Origin of the sequence: Flavobacterium sp. Root901 (genome assembly GCF_001429765.1) — a bacterium.
GTDB lineage: Bacteria > Bacteroidota > Bacteroidia > Flavobacteriales > Flavobacteriaceae > Flavobacterium.
Genome location: NZ_LMJB01000009.1, coordinates 94,228 through 115,848, shown reverse-complemented (window position 1 = coordinate 115,848; position 21,621 = coordinate 94,228). Strand labels below are relative to the sequence as shown.

The window sequence follows — 21,621 nt, the reverse complement described above, 5'->3', positions numbered from 1 at the left end:
TTGCAGTAAAAAATTATGTAATTAGTGTATCGCGGCAAAAAAAATAGTCTAAATGACAGATGAAAAAAAAGCTATAAAAGCTACTATATTTAGTATAGCCGGAAACACCTGCTTAGCCTTGATAAAAGGTTTGGCAGGTTTTTTTGGCAATTCATACGCCTTAATCGCAGATGCGATCGAATCGACAGCTGATATTTTTTCATCCTGTCTGGTTTTATTCGGAATCAAATATTCCAATAAACCTGCAGATGAAAACCATCCGTATGGTCACGGGCGGGCAGAACCTTTAATTACTTTTTTGGTAGTTGGGTTCTTAATTACTTCGGCTACTATTATTGGTTATGAAAGTATTGCCAACATTCAATCTTCACATGATTTGCCAAAATCCTGGACCTTATATGTTCTGGGAGCTATAATTCTTTGGAAAGAATACTCGTATCGTTTGGTAATGAAAAGAAGCAAAGAAACAAACAGCTCAGCTCTTGCAGCAGATGCATGGCATCATCGAAGCGATGCAATAACTTCGGTTGCCGCTTTTATCGGAATTTCGATTGCCCTGATTATGGGAAAAGGGTATGAGTCTGCAGATGATTGGGCAGCACTTTTTGCCGCTTTTTTTATCTTATATAATTGTTATAAAATTTTCAGGCCGGCACTTGGCGAAATCATGGATGAAAACATGAACGATGATTTAGTAGAAGAAATCCGGGTTGTGTCTTTAACCGTGCCGGGAATTCTTGGAACTGAAAAGTGTTTTATCCGCAAAGCCGGAATGCGTTATCATGTTGATCTTCATGCCATTGTCTCGGCTAATATATCTGTAAAAGAAGGCCATGATTTATCTCATAAATTACAAGATACCTTAAAAGAAGAAATTCCTCAGCTAGGAAATGTTTTAATCCATATTGAACCGGATGATTATCATTGTTAAGGTTCTGAGTTGCTAAGGTTCTAAGATGCTAAGATTTTTTTCGAAGTTTTTGTCAGCCTGAGCGAAGTCGAAGCCCAAATCCAGTTTTGTCTTTGTAGATAAATCAATTTTTATGATTTTTTCTCGCAGATTTGGCTGATTCAGCAGATTTTATATTTTGAAATTGATTTTTATAAAAAAAACACAAAAGAAATCTCCTGAATCAGCCAAATCTGCGAGAGCAAAAAAATCTCAGAAACTTAGCCCCTTAGAACCTTAATACCTTAATTAAGAACATTCAAAATCTTCAATCCAAATACAACGCCGTTTTGCTTTATTCCGCCTTGATACGAATGTATATAATCGACTCGGAATAATTTAAATTTTCCAAAACCTAAATTATCTAAACCAACAGTAAACTCTGTGTAAGGTTTTCTATTTGGAATTGCCAGCGAGTGAAAACCAAGATTCATCGTTGACTTTAAAAGATTTATCAGCGGAATTTTATTGGTAATAAATCCCATATCGTTGTGTTCTAAATGCATTTCAAAATAACTGTCGTTGGTGCTGTTATCATAATAAGGCATTAAATTGAAAACATTCAAATAACGATCGCTTGTTCCAATATGAGTTTGGTTTCCGTTAAAATGTTTGTAATCAATAAAAGAAATGTTTTCGGCATTAAAGAATTTCCCTGCTCTAAAGTTCATTCCCAAAAGACCTTTATTATTTAGCGATAAATCGTACTGTACAGAAGCACCAATTCTTTCGAACTCATATTTTTTGTCGCTTGCTGCAAATGCTTTTTCAAAAGCTAAAAATATAGTAGGATACTTATCGTTCTTAAAATTATATCTTCCGTCCGGTCTTGAAATGTATTTATTTCCAAAATTAATTCTCGCCGTTAAATTTGCTTTTATTAAATGATGCGGATCAAAAGAAGGTGTATTAAAATCATTGGGTGCGAGCGGGTTATTAGACGAATAAATATCATCTCTTTTAAAGAAAGAATAATCTGTTGTGTTAAAAAGCGGTTTACGCTGTTCGTATGCTGCTTTTGCATTTAGATTGACTCCGTTTGCAATATCCTGAGTGTAGTTGATTTGTGCAAATTCCAAATTATACAATTTCATATAATTGTCTTTGAAAAATAAAGAACTTACCGAATTGACTAATTTACTAATTGGCTCTGCGCTGTTGAATTGAGTTGTTTTCGTTCCTCCCGAAACTGAAATAGCGGCATAATTTATAGTATTAAATCGATGAATAAATTCTGCGACAGCACGAAAACGCTCATCAGAAAAACCATAATTAAAGGTTGTGCTTATCGAGGTGCTTTTTCCGGTTTCTTCATTCCATTTTTTAAATGAAAAACCAGAATCAAAATTAAATCCCTGAACAGTATTAAAACTCAAAGATGTCAGATTTAATAATCCTTCGTATTTAAAAGAATATTTTTTAAAAGTATTTTTATAATCATAACCTCTTAAAATATCCAGAACTTTAAATTTGTTTTCTTTTGCATCAATAGAGTCTGTATATTTTTTTGATTTTCGAATCGTCTGCAGACTGTCTTTTTTAGTATAATCCGTACTTTCTTCCAGAGTTAACGGAATTGGGCGAATTTCATTCCAGAAAGAATCATCTTTTTTATTAGCATTCAAATCAAAGGCAACAATTTCATTTCCAAAAGTTTTTTTGGCAAACGACTCCGGAAATTCATAATTTGAATAAACGTAGTTAAACTGTCCGGAGAATTTTATTCCAAAACCACCGGCAGTAAACGAAAGTGTCTGGGCATTTTTTGACCAGATTTTATTTTTTTCATTATAACTAAAGCTTTGTTTTAAATTCATTACTTCAGTAAATTCATTTTTCATTCGATAGCCTTTTATATCAAAATCGATAGCATAAATGGCAAAACTCTCATCGACAATATAAATGTAACCTTCAAAAACAGGTTCTTTGTCGCGTTTTGGTGTTACTTTAATTTTATAAATCTGATGTTTATTGTCATCATAAAAACTTCCTTCCAGTTTATATTTGTAATAACTAAAAGCATTGTTGGCAATAGGAGAAATAAGATTAACGTCAAATTCTAATGTATTATCATAGAAGTCATAAGTTGATAAGGCAGCGGTATTATAACTAAAACCTTTATTGTTTCCTGAGATTTTTGAGGCAATAATGGTTTCTTTTAACTTATCCGGTTTTTGATAGGAAAGTTTTGAAATCGTTTCGGACAAATATAAAATCCCGGTTCCGGTCGAATCCAAATTAGAAGATAAATCGGGACCAAGATCCAGCTTTTGACCGAGGATTTTTTTAGGTAAATCTTTTACTTTTAAGATTCCCTTAGAATAAAAATCGGCTGTAAAACGAGACATTTTTTCAGCATTTTCTTTTCGGTTTGCGATCGCACTTTTAATAATGGTATTTGCAGGATTATTTTTGGGATCAATAACAACTTCATTTAATGCAAAACTTTCTTCCTGCATTTTTACATCTAATGTTATTATTTTGGAATCAGGAGCAATTGTTATTTTTTGGGTTTTGAATCCGAGATATTGAAAAACAATTTTATTTTTCCCTATTTCTTTTACCTGTAACTGATATTGTCCATTTTCGTTTGAAGTTGTTCCCCGATAAGTGCTTTCTTCAAAAATAGAAACAAACGGCAGCGGATTTCCCTTTTCATCGGTTATAGTTCCTTTGATTTGGGCAATACCGTAAATCGAAAAAAATAAAAAGGCAGATAAAATAAAGTTTTTCATGAAAGTGGTTTCTTTCACAAAAATAAAGCATGTTGAAAATGAGATTATTAATAATTTGTTAAATTGTCTGTAGGATCTAAGCCATTAATTAGTTACAAGAAAGACTGAATAGCCAATTCATAGCTTTTCAATCCGAATCCTAAAATGACACCTTTTGCATTTCCGGACAAATAAGATTGATGCCTGAAACTTTCGCGCGCGTATGTATTAGAAATATGAACTTCAATAACAGGAGTTGTAATAGCTTTCATAGCGTCGCCTAAACCTATAGAAGTATGCGTATAAGCGCCGGCGTTTAGAATAATTCCGTCAAATGTAAAACCGCATTCCTGAATTTTTCCAATTAATTCACCTTCAATATTACTTTGATAGTATGAAAGTTCGATGGTAGAAAATTTTTGTTTCAACGTCTCAAAATAATCTTCAAAAGTCTGGCTTCCGTAAACCTCTGGTTCGCGTTTTCCTAAAAGATTCAAATTGGGTCCGTTGATAATGCAGATTTTCATAAATGATTTGTTTTAATTATAAGATATGTGAATTCATATTATATTTTAAATTCACAACAGTGTAAAAATAAAAAAACCGATCTAATTAATAGACCGGTTTTTATAAAAGTATGTGATATTCTTTTAGAACATAAATCCAGCAGAAAGTTGGAATACAGAGTTTTTAAGATCTGCCTTTGAAGAAACTTCAGTTAAACCAAATCCATAACGCCCTTGAATAAAGATTCCTTCAGTAATTTTTAATCCAAGTCCTGCATTTACAGCAAAATCAAAAGTTTTTGGATCTTGAGCATCAAACTGTTCTTTATTACTTAATAAAAATGAAGCCTGAGGTCCAACTTCTAAACTTAATGATTTATTTAAATATATTTTAGCCATTACAGGAATAGATAGATAACCTAATTCATTTTTAAACTCACTTACAGCATTTTTATATGATGCTCCTTGTGTTGAATATAAAAGCTCTGGTTGAATTGAAAATTTTTCAAGTAATTTAACCTCAGCTACAAGACCTGCATGATAGCTTGTTATTCCATCTTTGCTGTAATCAATTCCATCAAAACTAGCATCCCCAGTTTGATTAGCAAAGTTAACCCCTGCCTTAACACCAATTTTTAGTAATTGTGCCTGAACTGCAGCTGAAGTTGCCATGAACATCACTGCTGCTAAAAGTATTTTCTTCATAAATGTTTTTTTTAGTTTGGTATTTAATGTTATTCTATAGATCAAAACTACATTATTTTGAATTTATTGTTTTACATCTGGCTTTCTATAATTATTAAAATTCTCACTTTTTAGGCGATTAAATTGGCTTTTATGGCAGATTTTGAATTAATTTATTGAAAATCAAATGAGTAAATACACATGTATTTTTGTCTTATTTTGTCATTTTCGTGGCTTTTAGCGGAGTAGTTTTAATAAGTATAATCCTAATTTTGACTTAGAAAATTTAAAAAAAAATCATGAAAAAAATTATTTTAGCTGCTATTGCAGTATTAGGTTTTGCATCTGCGAACGCACAAACAACGAGCTTTTCAAAAGGAGATACTTTTATCTCAGGAGCTTTATCAGTAGACTCTCAGAAAACAGGTGACGAAAAATCTAATGGATTTATAATTGAACCAAAAGTAGGTTACTTCGTTACTGAGAACATTGCTATTGGGGGAAAATTAGGTTTTGGTTCAAGAAAAATTGATGAAATCAAAACTAATGATTTTACAGTTGGAGCTTTTGGTAGATATTATTTTACTCCTGCTTCTCAGTTTTCTGTTTATGGTCAGGCTGGTGTTGATTTTACAAGCAGTAAAGTTAAACCAAGTGATGTTAAGTCAAATGAAGTTGGCGCAAACATTGGTTTAGGTTTAAGCTATTTCTTATCTAATCATTTTGCAATTGAGGCTACTTGGTTAGGTTTAGGATACAACGTAAACAATAACGGAGGTCACGGGGCAGAGAAAACTAATAGTTTTAGTTTTGGTACTGACTTAAGAGATGTAAGTTTTGGAGTTGTTTACAAATTCTAATAATATTTAGTTAGTTTTTTTAAAGGCTTCCTCATTTTGAGGAGGCTTTTTTAATTTATCTTAAAATCATATTTACACACATTTAACAATTTAGACGCCTATTACTATTTTATTTGTTAAAATCCAAATTAGTTTTTGTGAAGAATTTTTTTATATTTGAGTATAAATTTAACCAAAACAAATTACGATGAAGAAAGTTATTTTAACAACAATTGCTATTTTGGCATTTGGATTTGCAAATGCACAGCAAACAAGATTTGGAGTAAAAGGAGGTCTTAATATCACAAATTTTAGTGGAGATAATGACTCAAATGCATTAGTAGGTTTTCAGTTAGGCGGTTTTGCAGAAATTAAAGTTATTGAGAGATTGTCTATTCAGCCAGAACTTTTGTTTTCTACACAGGGAGCAAAATTTGACCGAAATGGGAGTAATAATGATTTAGATCTTAAATTGAATTATATAAATATTCCTGTATTGGCAAAATTTTATATCACTAAACAATTTACCGTAGAAGCTGGGCCACAAATAGGTTTTCTTGTTTCGGCTAAAAGCGACGGTGACGACGTAAAAGATTTTTACAAAAGTACCGACTTAGGTTTTAATTTTGGTGCCGGATATAACTTTACTGACAATTTTTCTGTAGGATTGCGCTACACAGTTGGTTTATCTAATGTTGCAGATTATGATACAGATGATATCGATGATTATTTAGACAGCCCAAAAAATAGCGTTCTAGCAATTACTGCGGCGTATAAATTCTAATCAAAATTTTTAAATAATTTCAAAAACCTTCCAAACCGGAAGGTTTTTTTATGCTCAAAAATGTTTTACTTTGTAAATATGAAATGGGATAAATACATAAAAGACTATCAATCGTATTTGCGAATAGAAAGAGGTTTGTCTAAAAATACAATTGAAAACTATAGTTTTGATATTGAGCGCTTATGCCTTTTTTTAGAAACGAATCAAATCGATGTTTCGCCAATTAAAATTACAGATGAAACGGTTCAGCAGTTTATCTATTCGGTTTCTAAAGAAGTAAATCCACGTTCGCAGGCAAGGATTATTTCTGGTTTAAAAAGTTTTTTTAACTATTTGGTCTTTGAAGATTATCGCAATGACAGTCCGCTAGAATTAATTGAAAGTCCCAAAACGGGCCGAAAACTTCCTGATACATTGTCATTAAATGAAATTGACGCACTTATCGCGGCAATTGATTTAAGCAGTAATGAAGGAGAGAGAAACCGAGCCATCCTTGAGTCTTTATATGGCTGCGGATTGAGGGTTTCTGAGTTAGTATCACTTAAAATATCCGATTTATTTTTTGACGAAGGTTTTATAAAAATCACCGGAAAAGGAAATAAAGAACGTTTTGTACCAATTGGCAAATTAACTCAGAAATATATACAGATTTATCAAAATGAAGTTCGTGTTCATCTTACTATTAAAAAAGGCTGCGAAGACACACTTTTTTTAAACCGAAGAGGAAATCAGCTCACCAGAGCAATGATTTTTACCATTATAAAAGATTTGGCTGTAAAAATCGGTCTGCATAAAAATATTAGTCCGCATACTTTGCGACACTCATTTGCAACTCATTTATTAGAAAACGGCGCCGATTTAAGATCGATTCAGCTCATGCTGGGACATGAATCTATTACAACAACAGAAATTTATGTTCATTTGGACAGAAGTTTTTTGAAAGAAGTCATGTACTCGTATCATCCACGAAAGTAATTTTTTACAAAAGCCGGTGTTTTATAATCAAAAAGTCATAACTTGGTCTCACATTTGTATTCAAAGGAAGTAAATTAAAGGGTTTGAAGCTTTTTTAAATTCAGATTCAATAAAATAGTATTTACTTAAACAGTGACATATGGTTTTTGATTTATACAGTAATGAGGATTGCATAGAAGTAAATAATTTTTACAGAAAATTATTTGCCGAAATGCCCGATTTGCTTTTCCAATTTGTAATAGACAGGAACAATCAATATACTTTTCCTTTAGTCAGCAAATCTGTTGACGAGATTTTCGAACTTTCAATTAAAGAATTTACAGACGAGAATAAATTTATAATTTACCAAAGAATTTTTGATCAGGACAAAGAATTATTCTTTCAGTCGTTAGTAAAAGCACGCAGGGAAATTCAGCCGTGGCAGCTCGAATTTAGGGCTGTTTTGCCTAAAAAAGGACTTCGCTGGTTTAAGGTTTCTGCAAAAACAGAATTGTCATCTGATGGGAAAGTTAGTTTTTTTGGACACATTTCGGATATAACCGATTTAAAAGACAAGGAAGAAAAACTTCGTATTTCTGAAGAACGTTTTCAGTTTGCGCTCGATGCTTCGACTGTTGGAATCTGGGATTGGGATATGGTAACCAATAATGTTTTTTATTCTTCATTATCATTAAAAATTTTAGAACTGGAATCGGCAGATATTTTTGATGATCCGGAAAGATGGGACAAAATTGTACATCCGGACGATCTTCCAAAATATTATTCAGATATAAAAGAACATTTCGATAATAAAATTCCACACTACGAAAATTATCATCGTGTAATGACATCGAGCGGAAATTATAAATGGATTCTCGATAGAGGAAAAGTAATAAAGCGCGATGAAAACGGCAAACCGCTGCGCGTCATTGGTACTCATACCGATATTTCTTTCCAAAAAGAAAAAGAGCTGGAGTTATTAAAAACAATGAAATTATACAGCGATCAAAACAGCCGACTGCTGAATTTCTCCCATATTGTTTCCCATAATTTAAATACACAGGCCGGAAATATAAAATCGATTTTAGATTTTATTGATCAGGACGAAAACAAGGAAACTGTGTCTGAAATGTTGGAACATTTAAGAACAGTTTCAAATGATTTAAATGAAACAATTTCTAATTTAACGCAAATTGTAAAAACGCAGAGTAATATAAATATTGCCGTTGTTCCTTTAAAACTTCATGAATATATTGAGAAAACTATTTCGACGATTAAAGGCTACGACAAACAAAAAAAGATTACGATTATAAACAATGTTCCGCAATATTTAACTATCAATTATAATCCGGCTTATCTGGAAAGTGTTTTGCTGAATTTTACAACAAATGCGATCAAATATGCGCATCCGGATCGCGACCCGTTTATTATCTTTGATTTTGGAATCGAACCCGAAGGTTATAAATCATTAAAAATTACAGATAATGGTTTGGGAATAGATTTGAAAATTTATGGAGATCTGTTATTCGGGATGTATAAAACATTTCATAAACACGAAGAAGCACGCGGAATAGGTTTGTATATTACCAGAAACCAAATAGAAGCAATGAAAGGGACGGTTTCTGTAGAAAGTGAAGTTGGAGTAGGAACCAGTTTTAAAATTGTTTTTAATGACCTTTAAATAAAAAAGGCTGTCAATCGACAGCCTTTTTTATTATAATGAATGAGAATTATTTAGCAATATTAACCGCTCTTGTTTCTCTTATTACAGTAACTTTTACCTGACCCGGATAAGTCATCTCGGTCTGGATTTTCTGAGAAATCTCAAAAGAAAGATTTGCTGCATTGTCATCAGAAACTTTTTCGCTTTCTACGATTACACGAAGTTCTCTACCAGCCTGAATTGCATAAGCATTTTTCACACCGCTGAATCCGTAAGCTACATCTTCAAGATCTTTCAAACGTTGAATATAAGAATCTAAAACCTGACGTCTTGCACCTGGTCTTGCTCCGGAAATCGCATCACAAACCTGAACGATTGGTGATAATAATGATTTCATTTCAATCTCATCGTGGTGAGCTCCAATAGCGTTGCAGACTTCTTCTTTTTCGCCATATTTCTCTGCCCACTGCATTCCTAATAAAGCGTGTGGTAAATCACTTTCAGTATCCGGAACTTTACCAATATCATGAAGTAAACCAGCTCTTTTAGCCAGTTTTACATTCAGTCCTAATTCAGCAGCCATAATTCCGCATAGTTTAGAAACTTCTCTGGAGTGCTGTAATAGGTTTTGACCGTAAGAAGAACGGTATTTCATTCTACCCACAACCTTAATTAATTCCGGGTGTAAACCATGAATTCCTAAATCGATAACAGTACGTTTACCAACTTCGATAATTTCATCGTCAATTTGTTTTGCTGTTTTGGCAACAACTTCTTCAATTCTGGCCGGGTGAATACGTCCGTCGGTTACTAATTTGTGTAAAGACAAACGGGCAATTTCTCTTCGAACCGGATCAAAACAAGAAAGAATAATTGCTTCCGGTGTATCATCAACGATGATTTCTACTCCTGTTGCAGCTTCCAGAGCTCTAATGTTACGACCTTCACGACCAATAATTCTACCTTTTACATCGTCAGATTCAATGTTGAAAACAGAAACGCAGTTCTCAACTGCTTCTTCAGTTCCAACTCTTTGAATTGTATTGATAATAATTTTTTTAGCTTCCTGCTGTGCCGTAAGTTTCGCTTCTTCAATAGTTTCCTGAATATGCGACATAGCTTTGCTTTTAGCTTCGGCTTTTAATCCTTCCACTAATTGCTCTTTTGCTTCTTCTGCAGAAAGTCCTGAAATCACTTCAAGCTGCTGTAATTGACTTTTGTGTAATTTGTCAACTTCGGCTTGTTTTTTATCTAAAATTTCAATTTTGTTGTTGTACTCTGCTGTTTTAGCTTCAAAATCGTCATTAACTTTTTTAGCTTTAGAAAGTTCGTTAGAAACCTGAGATTCTTTGTCACGAACGCGTTTTTCTACTTCGGCTACTTTTTTATCTCGTGCCAGAATTACTTGTTCGTGTTCAGATTTTAATTCGATAAAACGTTCTTTTGCCTGAAGTATTTTATCTTTTTTAATATTTTCGGCCTCTAAATTAGCGTCTTTTAAAATGGAAGCTGCTTCTTTTTTAGCGTTTTTGATTAGGTTTGAAATATTACTTTTCTCGATAATTTTAGCTATTGCAAATCCTGCCGCAATACCTACAATACCAATAATGATAGTTATGGTGTCCATGTTTGTTAAGGTTTATATATAAAAAAAGCCTACATTAATTGCTTGTATAAACTCGTAAAGACAAGTTTTGAGCTAACTCACTGTTCAAGTTTCCCAGCCAAAAGGAGGGCATACTATAGTAGCGACGATTTGCTCATTCTAAATTGTTAGTGTTGAGTTTACCAATTGTGAACTAATGTAGGCAGTATCTTAGTTTATGTAAAGAACGTTTAATTTTCGAGATATTGATCTAAAAGCAAATTTAATCTTTTAATTCTTTCGATAGTTTCTTCTCCATCGATTGCATTATCAATTTGTTTTTGTTCCACCTGCGATGCAAATTGCAGTGCGCACATGGCTAATACATCTTGTTTGTCGCGAACAGCGTAACTTTCTTCAAATTGCTTGATCATAGCATCAATTTTTTTTGAGGCACTTCTAAGTCCTTCTTCCTGAGCGGGTTCAACCGTTAGCGGGTAAACGCGGTCTGCAATTGATATTTTAATTCTAAGCTTTCCGTCCATGTTTTCTAGTCTGATAGTTGTGCTATACAGTAATCAATTTCGCGAATTAATGAATTTATTTTAAGCTTTGTCTCTCTCTTATTGTTGTCACTGCCAAGCAACGAATTGGCTATCTTAAGTGTTTCATACTGCTTCTTCAAAGCTTCCATTTCTTCAGATTGTTTCTGGATAATTTGCACGGCTTTGGCTAATTCTAATCGTAAATCCTGATTGTTTTTCTCCAGGCCTTTTGATTTTTCAAAAAGCTTTTCGACTTTATATTCAAGAGTATCAATTATTTCGGCAATTACACTCATTATAAATCCTATTCATTACTTAATCCTACAAAGTTAGTATTCCTTTTTATTAATGCAATTTTTTCTGGATTTTTTTGCATTAAAAATAGACAAATAAATGAATTTCAATTAATTGTGTTTTTGTGAGTTTTTCCTCGGTTTTTCCCTGTTAATTTTTTATCTTAGCAAAAATGTTACCTATGAAATTATCTGTACTTGCCTTATTATTCAGTTCTTTTTTATTTGCCCAGACACAATATCCTAAAGATTATTTTCGTCCGCCTCTCGATATTCCAATGCAGCTTTCGGGGAATTTTGGTGAATTAAGACCGAATCACTTTCATGCCGGTTTTGACTTAAAAACAAATCAGAAAGAAGGATTAAATGTGTATGCAATTGCTGACGGCTATGTGTCAAGGATTAAAATTTCAACTTTTGGAAACGGAAAATGCATTTATATCACACATCCAAACGGGTATACTTCTGTCTACGGACATTTGCAGACTACAGTTGGGCCAATTCAGGATTATGTCAAGAAAACCCATTATCAGGAAAAAGCATATGAAATTGAAATGTTTCCAAAACCAGACGAACTTCCTGTTACAAAAGGACAATTAATAGCACTTTCGGGAAACACCGGATCTTCTGAAGGTCCGCATCTGCATTTCGAAATCCGTGATACTAAAACAGAATTTGTTATCAATCCAATTTTCTTTGGCTTTGACCAAAATATTAAAGATACTAAGAAGCCAACTTTGTCCGGCTTATATGTTTATCCGTTAGATAATGCAACGGTCAATCAGTCAAAACAGCCTTTACTGGTAAATATGACGCTTCAAAAAGATGGAACTTACCTTGCCGGAAAAGTAAAAGCAAACGGAAAAATTGGTTTTGGAATTAATGCAGTAGACACTGATGATGTATCTTTTAATAAAAATGGTGTTTTTAATGTTTCAACATTTTTAAACGGAAATCAGAATTATAATTATCAGTTTAATACTTATTCTTTTGATGAAATGCGATACATCAATGCTTTTATTGATTATCCCAGATATAAAAAAACAAGTCAGCGTGTTCAGAAGCTTTTTATGAAAACACCTTTTGCATTGAGTATTATTAAAACAGATTCTCTTCGCGGCATAATTTCGCCTCAGCCTAATCTGGCTTCAACTTACAGAATTGAAGTTTCGGATTATTTCGGAAATTTAAATTCAATTACGGTTCCTATTGAATATGATACGGCAACACCACTTATAGAGCCTGAAACTACAGAATCTAAGTATTTGGTTCGTTATAATAAGGATTCTAATTTTGAGAAAGATAATATGTCAGTATTCTTTCCTGCAGGAACTTTTTATGATGATTTTAATTTGAATTTTGATGTAAAAAACAATAAAATTTACATTCACGATGATACTGTTCCGGTGCATTCCAATTTTACAATTACAATAAAAGATACGCTGTATCCGGAATCGCTTCGTGATAAACTTTACATTGGAAAAGGGAATAGCTACAACGGGACTATTAGAAAAGGAGATGTCTTTACTGCTAAGGCAAAAATATTAGGACAATATGGTTTGGTGCTCGATACGATTGCCCCTGTTATAAAAATTACAAAGCCTGTGGAAGGTAAATGGATTAGTAATCAAAAAAAGATTGAATTTGTAATTAGTGATTCGTTGTCCGGAATAAAATCTTATAACGGTTATTTAAACGGAAGCTGGATTTTATTTGAATATGAAAATAAAAACAGAAAAATTACCCATACTTTTGATGATCAGTATTTGACTGAAGGTGAAAACTTTTTAAAACTCGAAGTTGTTGATAATGTAGGAAATTCTACTATCTTTGAAACTCAGTTTTTTAGAAGTCAACAAAAATAAATCCCCAAATCTTTGAATAAAAACAGGTTAATATTCGCTTTACTTTGTTTGTGCTTTACTTGTATTTCATTTGCTCAAAATGCTCATGTAAAAGGAGTTATTTTAGATAATGAAAATCATCCTGTTTCGAATGTAAATATTACTTCAGGTAAAAATGCGGTACAGTCTGATGCAAATGGTTTTTTTGAAATTGATGTAATTTCGAATAAAAAAGCTTCAATTATTTTTACCCATATTTCTCTAAAAATGATCAGTCTTACGGTGAGTTTAAAGCCAGACGAAGTTTTTGTTTTTAATCCTGTAATGAATAATTCGCAGGAGCAAATGGGAGAAATTTTTGTGTCGTCCAGAAACAGAAAAAGGGTTCAGGGAATTACTACAGTCGATGCTGCAACAATTAAAAAGATTCCGGGCGCAAATGCCGGTATCGAAAATATCCTCAAAACACTTCCGGGTGTAAATTCGAACAATGAATTAAGCACACAATATGCAGTGCGAGGCGGAAGTTATGATGAAAATTTAGTTTATGTAAACGAAGTCGAAGTTTATCGTCCGTTTTTAATTCGCTCCGGTCAGCAGGAAGGATTAAGTTTTACAAATACAGATTTGGTTCAGAATGTGGATTTCTCGGCCGGAGGATTTCAGGCTAAATTTGGCGATAAATTATCGTCAGTTTTAGATATTACGTACCGAAAACCAACTCAGTTTGGAGCTTCACTTGAAGCTAGTTTTTTGGGAGGGAGCGCTTCTGTAGATTTAGTTTCAAAAAATAAAAAATGGTCTGCTGTAACAGGAGTCCGTTACCGAAATAATAGTTTACTGGTAAATAGTCAGGACACGCAGACGAATTATACACCCACTTTTGCAGATATTCAGACGAATATAAATTATGATATTTCCAAAAAATGGCAGATGAGTTTTTTAGGCAATATTTCGCAGAATAAATATTTGTATCAGCCTTTAACACGCGAAACAAAATTTGGAACCATTGATCAGCCAATGGCGCTTGCGGTTTATTATGAAGGCCAGGAAAAAGATCAGTACGATACTTATTTCGGAGCTTTAAAAACGACTTATAAAGTTTCACCTTCGCTCACTTTAAAATTTATTGGTTCGTTATTTCATACTACAGAAAAAGAACATTTTGATATTCTGGCGCAATACCGTTTAGGAAACGTTGATGCCGAAAACCCAACAGATGCTTCAAATATTGATTTTACACGCGGAATAGGTTCTCAATTAAATCACGCCAGAAATGATTTAGATGCCTTGATTGCCAATATGGAAATTAAAGGTTCTAAAGAATGGCAGGAAAGCCAGCTTGAATTTGGTTTAAAATATACACGAGAATCTATTCGTGACAGAGTAGTAGAGTGGGAGGTAATCGATTCGGCAGGATTCTCTGTAAATCCTCCGGTAATTATTCTGCCGGAAAACAATCAGCCTTATTCGCCATATACGGGTCCGCTTTTGCCTTATCAGGATATTCGGGCTGTAAATTTCAATACAATCGATCGATTTTCAGGTTATGCACAATGGAACAAACAAGCTGCACTTGGTTCAAGCCAGATTTGGTATCACATTGGTGGACGTTTTCAGAGCTGGAATGTTTCCAGGGCTTTAGAAGAAGGTAAAAATCAATTTGTAGTAAGTCCGAGAGCACAGTTTGCTATAAAACCGGATTGGGACCGGGATATGGTTTTCAGAATCTCCGGCGGTTTGTATCATCAGCCTCCATTTTATCGTGAACTCCGTGATTTGGACGGTGTTGTAAATCCAAATGTAAAAGCGCAGGAAGCAGTTCATATTGTTTTGGGTAACGATTACAACTTTAAAATGTGGAATCGCCCTTTTAAATGGGTAACGGAGATTTACTATAAATCACTTTCAGATGTAAACGTATATTCGATTGATAATGTCAGAATTCGATATGTAGCCAATAATAATGCAAAAGCATACGCACAGGGACTGGATTTCAGGCTAAATGGAGAATTTGTGCCAGGAACTGAATCTTGGGTTAGTTTTGGTTATTTAAAAACAGAAGAAAATTACGAAAACAAAGGTTATATTGCCCGTCCAACAGACCAGCGTTTAAAGTTTGCAATGTTGTTTCAGGATTATATGCCGAATATTCCAAGTGTAAAAGTCTATCTTAATTTAGTTTACAATACAGGTTTGCCGGGCGGTGCGCCGGCATATTCTGATCCGTATTTATATCAAAACAGATTAAATGATTACAGAAGGGCTGATATTGGTTTTGCCAAAGTTTTTGTAGACAGCAGTACGCAGAGCTCTAAAACAAGCTGGTTAAAAAACTTTAAGGAATTATCGCTTGGACTGGAAATTTTCAACATCTTCAACAATCAAAATGCTATTACAAATACCTGGGTTCGTGATGTGTATTCTAAAAATCAATACGCGATTCCAAATTATATGACTTCGAGAGTTTTTAATGTAAAACTGAATGCGAGGCTGTAAGTCCTGAATTTGTCTTGTAAAATTCAATAAAAATAAAAAATACAATCAAAAATAGTATATTTGATAATCGTATATAACCATTGTAGATGAAAAAGTATTTTAAATATATCGCCCTAATACTTGTCGGGACAGTAATTAGCTGCCGGGAAGAAGTCCAGAAACCAAAAGTAATTTATGATGCTTCTAATAAAACGAATACTGTTGCCAAAACAGATTCGACTCAAATTGAAGTGGCAGATCTTCCTATTCAAATGGAAGGAACAGATTATTTAATTCATCCGGTTGGCGATTTAAGAGTTTTTGAAAGAGGATCAAAAGCGCGTTACGGATCTTCCAGTGTTAATGATGTAAGTTTTACAATCTCTAATTTAGGCGAATATGAAATTACAGGATATTTGCAAAACCTTAAATTTCAGAAAGTAGATTCAGATTCCATTCGTCCTTTATCAGATAAACCGGTTTTAATTTTAACAGCAACATATTTGAAAACCGTTGCAGATAAAACTAAAAATAAAATTATGGTTTATACCTTAACAGATTCGGATACCAATAGAGATGGCAAAATAGATACCAGCGATATAAAAACTTTATATTTAAGTGATATCAGCGGGGAGAATTTTACTAAAATCTCTGCTGATCTTCAGGAACTGGTAGACTGGAACCTGATCGAATCAAAAAACCGTTTGTATTTCAGAACAATCGAAGATACCAACCAAAACGGTCAATTCGATAAAAATGATGTTCTGCATTACAATTATATTGATTTGACTGCCAAAAAATGGGAGGTAAAGAATTATAAGCCAATTTAAGGTACTAAGGTTCTGAGGTACTAAGATGCTAAGATTCTAAGGGACTAAGATTTTTAGTCTTTCGACATAAAAAGCCTGCTATTTTAGCAGGCTTTTTAGTATGATAAAAGTAGAAAAAACAATCCTTTTAATTCATTTAATCAGTGGCAAAAAAAAACTAAGCACAGCATCTTAGCACCTTAGAATCTTAGTATCTCAGAACCTTAGTGCCTTAGATTAATATATCACTTTCGAGATCGGATTTTTCGATTTCAAAGCCAAAACCTAATCGCTCTACTAGTTCTATTACGAGTTTTTTATACCAGTTTTCAGATTTAGGATGGATGTAGATTTTTTCAATTAATTGGTTGATATCTACATTAATTTTTAGACCGTCATTTAGTTTGATGTCGCTTTTTGAAGTGTCAGTCAGAATTCGTACTTCACGCTCGTACTGAAAGCTTTTTCTTTTGAACAAAAACGGAAAAAACAAATCCTCAAACGGAATATATTCTTTCTTATAATCAATATAATTTACTTCACCAATATACTGATCAAAATTGTTCTCTGGTTTAACCGCTTTTTGAAGTCTTCCAATTGTAGACTGAATAGCTAAACCTTCATTGTTTTTTGTAAAAATCTGCCACATTGCAAAAGATTCATATTCGTTAATATGCCAGCTGCTAATAGCCACTTTTTCGCGGTGCGTTTTGTAATAATTTAAAAAGTCAGGATTATCTACAGCCAGTTTTTTAATCTCTTCATATGTTGGTTCACTAAAAGTACCTTCATACTGATCTTCAAACTTATCAGATCGGGACATGAATAGTTTTTTCGAAAGTAATAAATCAAGAAATTTAGATAAGTCGAGATATTTCCAAACTATAGTATCAGGATCGGCAGGTAATTTAATGTTTGGATTGTTAAGATACATTTTAAAAAGAATTAAACGATTTCAATCTTTAACTAACCTAAAGTTATAAAAATAAACACAGATTAAAGAAAGTTAAACTGAGTTTTAATATTTCCTTAATCTGTGTTAGATTATTTGATGTATATGTAAGTCTTAAGATTCGAAAGACTGCATGGTTACCAGTTTGTTGTAAGTTCCGTTAAGGGTAATTAACTGATCGTGAGTTCCTTGTTCTACAATTTTTCCTTTCTGCATTACGACAATCATATCTGCTTTTTGAATCGTTGAAAGTCTGTGGGCGATTACAATAGAAGTTCTGTTTTGCATCATATTTTCAAGAGCAATCTGAACAAATTTTTCGCTTTCCGTATCTAATGCCGAAGTAGCTTCATCTAAAATCATAATCGGCGGATTTTTCAATACGGCACGGGCAATAGACAAACGTTGTTTTTGTCCTCCGGAAAGTTTGTTTCCGCTGTCACCAATGTTTGTGTAAATTCCTAAAGGCAATTCTTTTACAAATTCATAAGCATTGGCAATTTTAAGAGCTTCGATAATTTCGTCATCGGTAGCATCTAATTTACCCAGTGCAATATTTGCTTTTATCGTATCATTAAATAAAATACTGTCCTGAGTAACCAATCCCATCAGACTGCGAAGAGATTGCAGGTTCATATCTTTAATGTTAATTCCGTCAATTGAAATTGAACCTTCGTTTACATCATAAAAACGAGTCAATAAATTAGCAATTGTACTTTTTCCACTTCCGGATTGACCAACAAGTGCCACAGTTTGTCCTTTTTTGATATAAAGAGAAAAATCTTTTAAAACATTTTCATCTTCGTATTTAAAGTTAATATTCTGAATCGTTATATTGTCTTCAAAGGTTGTTTTTTCGATTGCATCTGGTTTAGAAGTAATCGTGTTTTCCTGATCTAAAATTTCTAAAACACGTTCTGCGGCAGCATTTCCTCTTTTTACTCCATATGAAGCTTTAGAAATTGCCTTAGCAGGAGTTAGAATATTATATGCCAGTCCCATGTAAGCAATAAAAGCAGCTCCGTCTAGTGTTTTGTCAATTAAAACCATCTGGCCTCCATACCAAAGTAATATGGCAATTACAGTGATTCCCATAAATTCGCTGGCTGGCGATGCTAAATTCTGGCGGTTACCAATGCTGTTGGATAAGCTGAAAAAACGTTCGGTAGAGTTTTTGAAAACATTGTTGAAATAGTTTTCAGAATTGTATCCTTTTACAACTTTCAGTCCGCCAATTGTTTCTTCAATTGTAGATAAAAAAGTTCCTTGTTCCTGCTGTGCTTTTGTAGATTGTTTTTTAAGCTGTTTTCCAATTAATGAAATGATGTAACCTGAAACCGGAATAAAAATAAATACAAACAAAGTTAATTTTGCACTAATGATTAACATGGCAACAATTGTGAAAACAATCGTTAAAGGTTCTTTTACAATAAGTTCTAAAATTGCTAAAAAAGAGGTTTGTACTTCATTTACATCGCCGGCAATTCTTGAAATAACATCTCCTTTTCTTTTTTCAGAATAAAATGCCAAAGGCAGTTCCAGTGTTTTTTTGTATAATGCATTTCGCATATCTCTTAAAACACCATTTCGTAAAAAAGTAATGAAAAACATAGCGGCATAATCGGCTAAGTTTTTTAATAAAAAGATGGAAATAATGATGGCAACCATTATAGACAAAACATAGCCTGATTCGTGTGTGCCTTTTGTTGTTGTAATATAGTAACTCAGATAATCTTCGCCATATTGCTGGATTTTTAAAATTCCGTGAAATACCGGTTTTACATTGTTTTGCTTTGTTTTGTCAAATAAAACCTGAAGCATTGGAATTAATGCTACAAACGAAAGGGTACTGAAAAGTGCATATAAAACATTAAAAAAAATGTTTAAGAATGCGTATTTTTTATATGGGTATATAAAAGGAACTATTTTTTTGAAATTACTCATTTATTTTTGAATATTATTTTTCTGCTTTTTGATATTACTCTTTCGAGTTTTGGCAATGTTTTTTTTTGGTTATGTAATTTGCTTGGGGATTTTTACTGCACAAAATTAATCCAATTGGTTTGTTTTCAATTTTTTTTTGCTTTTTTTTTATTAAAAAACTCTGATTTACATTTATGACAAATGTAAATCAGAGTTCTGGGTATCGAAACTGTAATAGAGATTTAAGAGCTTACCACTCGTTTTTATTACTTCAATTGCATGTCTGCAATGATATTCTGTATTTTTTCATCTAAGAAAGTTTCAGCAGCATCAAAATCTGCAGCAGATTCTAATTCTGCATTTACGCTGATGTAAAATTTAATTTTAGGTTCTGTTCCACTTGGTCTTGCGCATATTTTTGAACCGTCTTCAGTGTAATAAATCAGTACATTCGATTTCGGAATGTCCATTGACGATTCTTCATTTGTCAATAAATTCAATGCAGTCGATGATTGATAATCTTCAACCATAATGACGCGCTGACCGTTGATTTCTTTTAAAGGGTTTTGGCGTAAATTAATCATCATCTGATTAATTTCTTCTAAACCTTCCATTCCTTTTTTAGTCAGTGAAACTAAATATTCTTTATAAAAACCATTTTCAATATAAAGTTGTATTAGTTCTTTGTAAACAGAACTTCCTGCAGCTTTAGCCTGTGCTGCAACTTCGCAGATTAACAAAGTAGCCGCAACAGCATCTTTATCTCTTACTGCATCGCCAACCATAAAACCAAAGCTTTCTTCACCGCCCCCAATAAATTGAAGTTCAGGGAAATCTTTGATCATTTTGGCAATCCATTTAAAACCGGTTAATCCAACTTTACATTCAACACCGTAGCTTGTTGCTAATTCCATCATCATTGGAGTTGAAACAATGGTTGAACCTACGAATTGTTTTCCGTTAATTTTTCCGGCCTTTTTCCATTGTTTTAAAAGAAAAGAAGTCATTAAAATCATGGTTTGATTTCCGTTAAGCAAAATCATTTTGCCATCGTTATTGCGAACGGCAACACCTAAACGGTCACAGTCAGGATCTGTACCTACCACAATATCCGAATTCGTTTTGTCTGCCAAAGCCAAAGCCATAGTTAAAGCTTCAGGTTCTTCAGGATTTGGTGATTTTACAGTTGGGAAATCTCCGTCCGGAACCGCCTGCTCAGGAACAATATGAACGTTTTTGTAGCCTGCCTGCGATAAAGTGTCCGGAATAGATTTTATAGAAGTTCCGTGCAGTGAAGTAAAGACAATCTGCAGATTATCTTTGGCTTCAGCCGGAGTATTAAAACTTGCGTTTTCGATAGATGATTTTACAAAAGCCTTATCAATTTCAGTATCGATGTACTGAATTAAACTTTCGTTTGCGTTGAATTTAATTTTATCGTAATCCAAGCTTTCGATTACTTTAATAATTTCGCCGTCTTGCGGAGGAACAATCTGTCCGCCATCCTGCCAGTACACTTTATATCCGTTATATTCCGGCGGATTATGGGAAGCTGTAAGGACGATTCCGCATTGGCAGCCAAGATATTTAAGAGCGAAAGATAATTCTGGAGTTGGTCTCAAATCTGAGAATAAATAAACCTGAATTCCGTTTGCTGAAAAAACATCAGCAACAACTTTTGCTAAAGTATTACTGTTGTGACGGCAATCGTAAGCAATAACAACCTTTAACGGTTGATTTGGAAAAACCTGATGTAAATAATCTGATAAACCCTGTGTGTTTTTTCCAAGTGTATATTTGTTGATTCTGTTGTTTCCAACACCCATAACACCGCGCATACCGCCAGTTCCAAATTCAAGATTTTTATAAAAACTTTCCTCAAGTTCTTTTGGCGACGTTGTCATTAATTCTTTTACAGCTGCCTGCGTTTCCTGATCAAATGTCGGCGTCAGCCATTCGTTCACAGCATTTAATATATTAGGTGCGATATTCATTTGTATGTATTTTTTTAATGTTTTAATTAAAGATAAGTATTTTTCAGGATTTAATCCAAGACCTATTTTGTCTTTACTTATCTTTTTTTAGAGCAGTAAGAAGGT

At 33.3% G+C, this 21,621-nt stretch carries 17 protein-coding genes; 8 read left to right on the top strand and 9 right to left on the bottom strand.

Annotation, left to right across the window (positions count from 1 at the left end; genetic code table 11):
• Nucleotides 1–52: 52 nt before the first annotated feature.
• Nucleotides 53–931: a cation diffusion facilitator family transporter gene (locus ASE21_RS17860; RefSeq protein ID WP_057124084.1), complete on the top strand. Its 879-nt coding sequence runs from the start codon at nucleotides 53–55 to the stop codon at nucleotides 929–931.
• Nucleotides 932–1,194: 263 nt separating this feature from the next.
• Here the strand turns inward: ASE21_RS17860 and ASE21_RS17855 are convergent, their stop codons facing one another.
• The 3 genes from ASE21_RS17855 to ASE21_RS17845 form a co-directional block, all read right to left on the bottom strand.
• Nucleotides 1,195–3,684 (bottom strand): DUF5686 and carboxypeptidase regulatory-like domain-containing protein, encoded by a 2,490-nt coding sequence (locus ASE21_RS17855; RefSeq protein WP_057124083.1) that lies wholly within the window; start codon nucleotides 3,682–3,684, stop codon nucleotides 1,195–1,197.
• 92 nt (nucleotides 3,685–3,776) lie between these two features.
• Nucleotides 3,777–4,190 (bottom strand): type II 3-dehydroquinate dehydratase, encoded by a 414-nt coding sequence (gene aroQ, locus ASE21_RS17850; protein WP_057124082.1) that lies wholly within the window; start codon nucleotides 4,188–4,190, stop codon nucleotides 3,777–3,779.
• A gap of 123 nt (nucleotides 4,191–4,313) precedes the next feature.
• On the bottom strand, nucleotides 4,314–4,874 hold the full coding sequence (locus ASE21_RS17845) for a porin family protein (protein ID WP_057124081.1): 561 nt from the start codon (nucleotides 4,872–4,874) through the stop codon (nucleotides 4,314–4,316).
• A 278-nt stretch (nucleotides 4,875–5,152) separates the two neighbouring features.
• On the opposite strand from ASE21_RS17845, the gene ASE21_RS17840 reads away from it, so the two are divergent.
• From ASE21_RS17840 to ASE21_RS17825, 4 genes are all read left to right on the top strand, one after another.
• Nucleotides 5,153–5,713, top strand: a complete 561-nt coding sequence (locus ASE21_RS17840; RefSeq protein WP_057124080.1) for a porin family protein — start codon at nucleotides 5,153–5,155, stop codon at nucleotides 5,711–5,713.
• Between the two features lie 187 nt (nucleotides 5,714–5,900).
• Entirely contained in the window at nucleotides 5,901–6,476 is a 576-nt protein-coding gene (locus ASE21_RS17835; protein WP_057124079.1) for a porin family protein, read from the top strand.
• A gap of 78 nt (nucleotides 6,477–6,554) precedes the next feature.
• A complete protein-coding gene (gene xerD / locus ASE21_RS17830; RefSeq protein WP_057124078.1) occupies nucleotides 6,555–7,451 on the top strand; it encodes a site-specific tyrosine recombinase XerD in 897 nt (298 codons plus the stop codon).
• 139 nt (nucleotides 7,452–7,590) lie between these two features.
• Nucleotides 7,591–9,111, top strand: coding sequence for a PAS domain-containing protein (locus ASE21_RS17825; protein ID WP_057124077.1), 1,521 nt, complete (start codon nucleotides 7,591–7,593; stop codon nucleotides 9,109–9,111).
• Between the two features lie 49 nt (nucleotides 9,112–9,160).
• On the opposite strand, the gene rny is transcribed toward ASE21_RS17825, so the two are convergent.
• The 3 genes from rny to ASE21_RS17810 all read right to left on the bottom strand — a co-directional run bounded on the left by rny (nucleotide 9,161) and on the right by ASE21_RS17810 (nucleotide 11,519).
• Nucleotides 9,161–10,720 (bottom strand): ribonuclease Y, encoded by a 1,560-nt coding sequence (gene rny / locus ASE21_RS17820; protein ID WP_057124076.1) that lies wholly within the window; start codon nucleotides 10,718–10,720, stop codon nucleotides 9,161–9,163.
• A 209-nt stretch (nucleotides 10,721–10,929) separates the two neighbouring features.
• Entirely contained in the window at nucleotides 10,930–11,223 is a 294-nt protein-coding gene (locus ASE21_RS17815; protein ID WP_057124075.1) for a cell division protein ZapA, read from the bottom strand.
• Between the two features lie 5 nt (nucleotides 11,224–11,228).
• On the bottom strand, nucleotides 11,229–11,519 hold the full coding sequence (locus tag ASE21_RS17810; protein WP_057124074.1) for a hypothetical protein: 291 nt from the start codon (nucleotides 11,517–11,519) through the stop codon (nucleotides 11,229–11,231).
• 179 nt (nucleotides 11,520–11,698) lie between these two features.
• Here ASE21_RS17810 and ASE21_RS17805 point away from each other — a divergent pair, with 179 nt between their 5' ends.
• From ASE21_RS17805 to ASE21_RS17795, 3 genes are all read left to right on the top strand, one after another.
• Nucleotides 11,699–13,381, top strand: a complete 1,683-nt coding sequence (locus ASE21_RS17805) for a M23 family metallopeptidase (protein WP_057124073.1) — start codon at nucleotides 11,699–11,701, stop codon at nucleotides 13,379–13,381.
• Between the two features lie 12 nt (nucleotides 13,382–13,393).
• Entirely contained in the window at nucleotides 13,394–15,859 is a 2,466-nt protein-coding gene (locus ASE21_RS17800; RefSeq protein ID WP_057124072.1) for a TonB-dependent receptor, read from the top strand.
• 86 nt (nucleotides 15,860–15,945) lie between these two features.
• Nucleotides 15,946–16,668: a hypothetical protein gene (locus tag ASE21_RS17795; RefSeq protein WP_057124071.1), complete on the top strand. Its 723-nt coding sequence runs from the start codon at nucleotides 15,946–15,948 to the stop codon at nucleotides 16,666–16,668.
• Nucleotides 16,669–16,879: 211 nt separating this feature from the next.
• On the opposite strand, the gene ASE21_RS17790 is transcribed toward ASE21_RS17795, so the two are convergent.
• From ASE21_RS17790 to ASE21_RS17780, 3 genes are all read right to left on the bottom strand, one after another.
• Nucleotides 16,880–17,581 (bottom strand): DUF2971 domain-containing protein, encoded by a 702-nt coding sequence (locus ASE21_RS17790; protein WP_057124070.1) that lies wholly within the window; start codon nucleotides 17,579–17,581, stop codon nucleotides 16,880–16,882.
• 132 nt (nucleotides 17,582–17,713) lie between these two features.
• A complete protein-coding gene (locus ASE21_RS17785) occupies nucleotides 17,714–19,543 on the bottom strand; it encodes an ABC transporter ATP-binding protein (protein ID WP_057124069.1) in 1,830 nt (609 codons plus the stop codon).
• 245 nt (nucleotides 19,544–19,788) lie between these two features.
• Complete coding sequence (locus ASE21_RS17780) at nucleotides 19,789–21,516, bottom strand: phospho-sugar mutase (RefSeq protein WP_057124068.1); 1,728 nt, start codon at nucleotides 21,514–21,516, stop codon at nucleotides 19,789–19,791.
• Nucleotides 21,517–21,621: the final 105 nt, after the last annotated feature.

What these genes read in the sequence shown, in the direction of transcription:
- ASE21_RS17860 (WP_057124084.1), top strand. Translation starts at nt 53, where the DNA reads ATGACAGATGAAAAAAAAGCTATAAAAGCTACTATATTTAGTATAGCC.
- ASE21_RS17855 (WP_057124083.1), bottom strand. Translation starts at nt 3,684, where the DNA reads ATGAAAAACTTTATTTTATCTGCCTTTTTATTTTTTTCGATTTACGGT.
- aroQ (WP_057124082.1), bottom strand. Translation starts at nt 4,190, where the DNA reads ATGAAAATCTGCATTATCAACGGACCCAATTTGAATCTTTTAGGAAAA.
- ASE21_RS17845 (WP_057124081.1), bottom strand. Translation starts at nt 4,874, where the DNA reads ATGAAGAAAATACTTTTAGCAGCAGTGATGTTCATGGCAACTTCAGCT.
- ASE21_RS17840 (WP_057124080.1), top strand. Translation starts at nt 5,153, where the DNA reads ATGAAAAAAATTATTTTAGCTGCTATTGCAGTATTAGGTTTTGCATCT.
- ASE21_RS17835 (WP_057124079.1), top strand. Translation starts at nt 5,901, where the DNA reads ATGAAGAAAGTTATTTTAACAACAATTGCTATTTTGGCATTTGGATTT.
- xerD (WP_057124078.1), top strand. Translation starts at nt 6,555, where the DNA reads ATGAAATGGGATAAATACATAAAAGACTATCAATCGTATTTGCGAATA.
- ASE21_RS17825 (WP_057124077.1), top strand. Translation starts at nt 7,591, where the DNA reads ATGGTTTTTGATTTATACAGTAATGAGGATTGCATAGAAGTAAATAAT.
- rny (WP_057124076.1), bottom strand. Translation starts at nt 10,720, where the DNA reads ATGGACACCATAACTATCATTATTGGTATTGTAGGTATTGCGGCAGGA.
- ASE21_RS17815 (WP_057124075.1), bottom strand. Translation starts at nt 11,223, where the DNA reads ATGGACGGAAAGCTTAGAATTAAAATATCAATTGCAGACCGCGTTTAC.
- ASE21_RS17810 (WP_057124074.1), bottom strand. Translation starts at nt 11,519, where the DNA reads ATGAGTGTAATTGCCGAAATAATTGATACTCTTGAATATAAAGTCGAA.
- ASE21_RS17805 (WP_057124073.1), top strand. Translation starts at nt 11,699, where the DNA reads ATGAAATTATCTGTACTTGCCTTATTATTCAGTTCTTTTTTATTTGCC.
- ASE21_RS17795 (WP_057124071.1), top strand. Translation starts at nt 15,946, where the DNA reads ATGAAAAAGTATTTTAAATATATCGCCCTAATACTTGTCGGGACAGTA.
- ASE21_RS17790 (WP_057124070.1), bottom strand. Translation starts at nt 17,581, where the DNA reads ATGTATCTTAACAATCCAAACATTAAATTACCTGCCGATCCTGATACT.
- ASE21_RS17785 (WP_057124069.1), bottom strand. Translation starts at nt 19,543, where the DNA reads ATGAGTAATTTCAAAAAAATAGTTCCTTTTATATACCCATATAAAAAA.
- ASE21_RS17780 (WP_057124068.1), bottom strand. Translation starts at nt 21,516, where the DNA reads ATGAATATCGCACCTAATATATTAAATGCTGTGAACGAATGGCTGACG.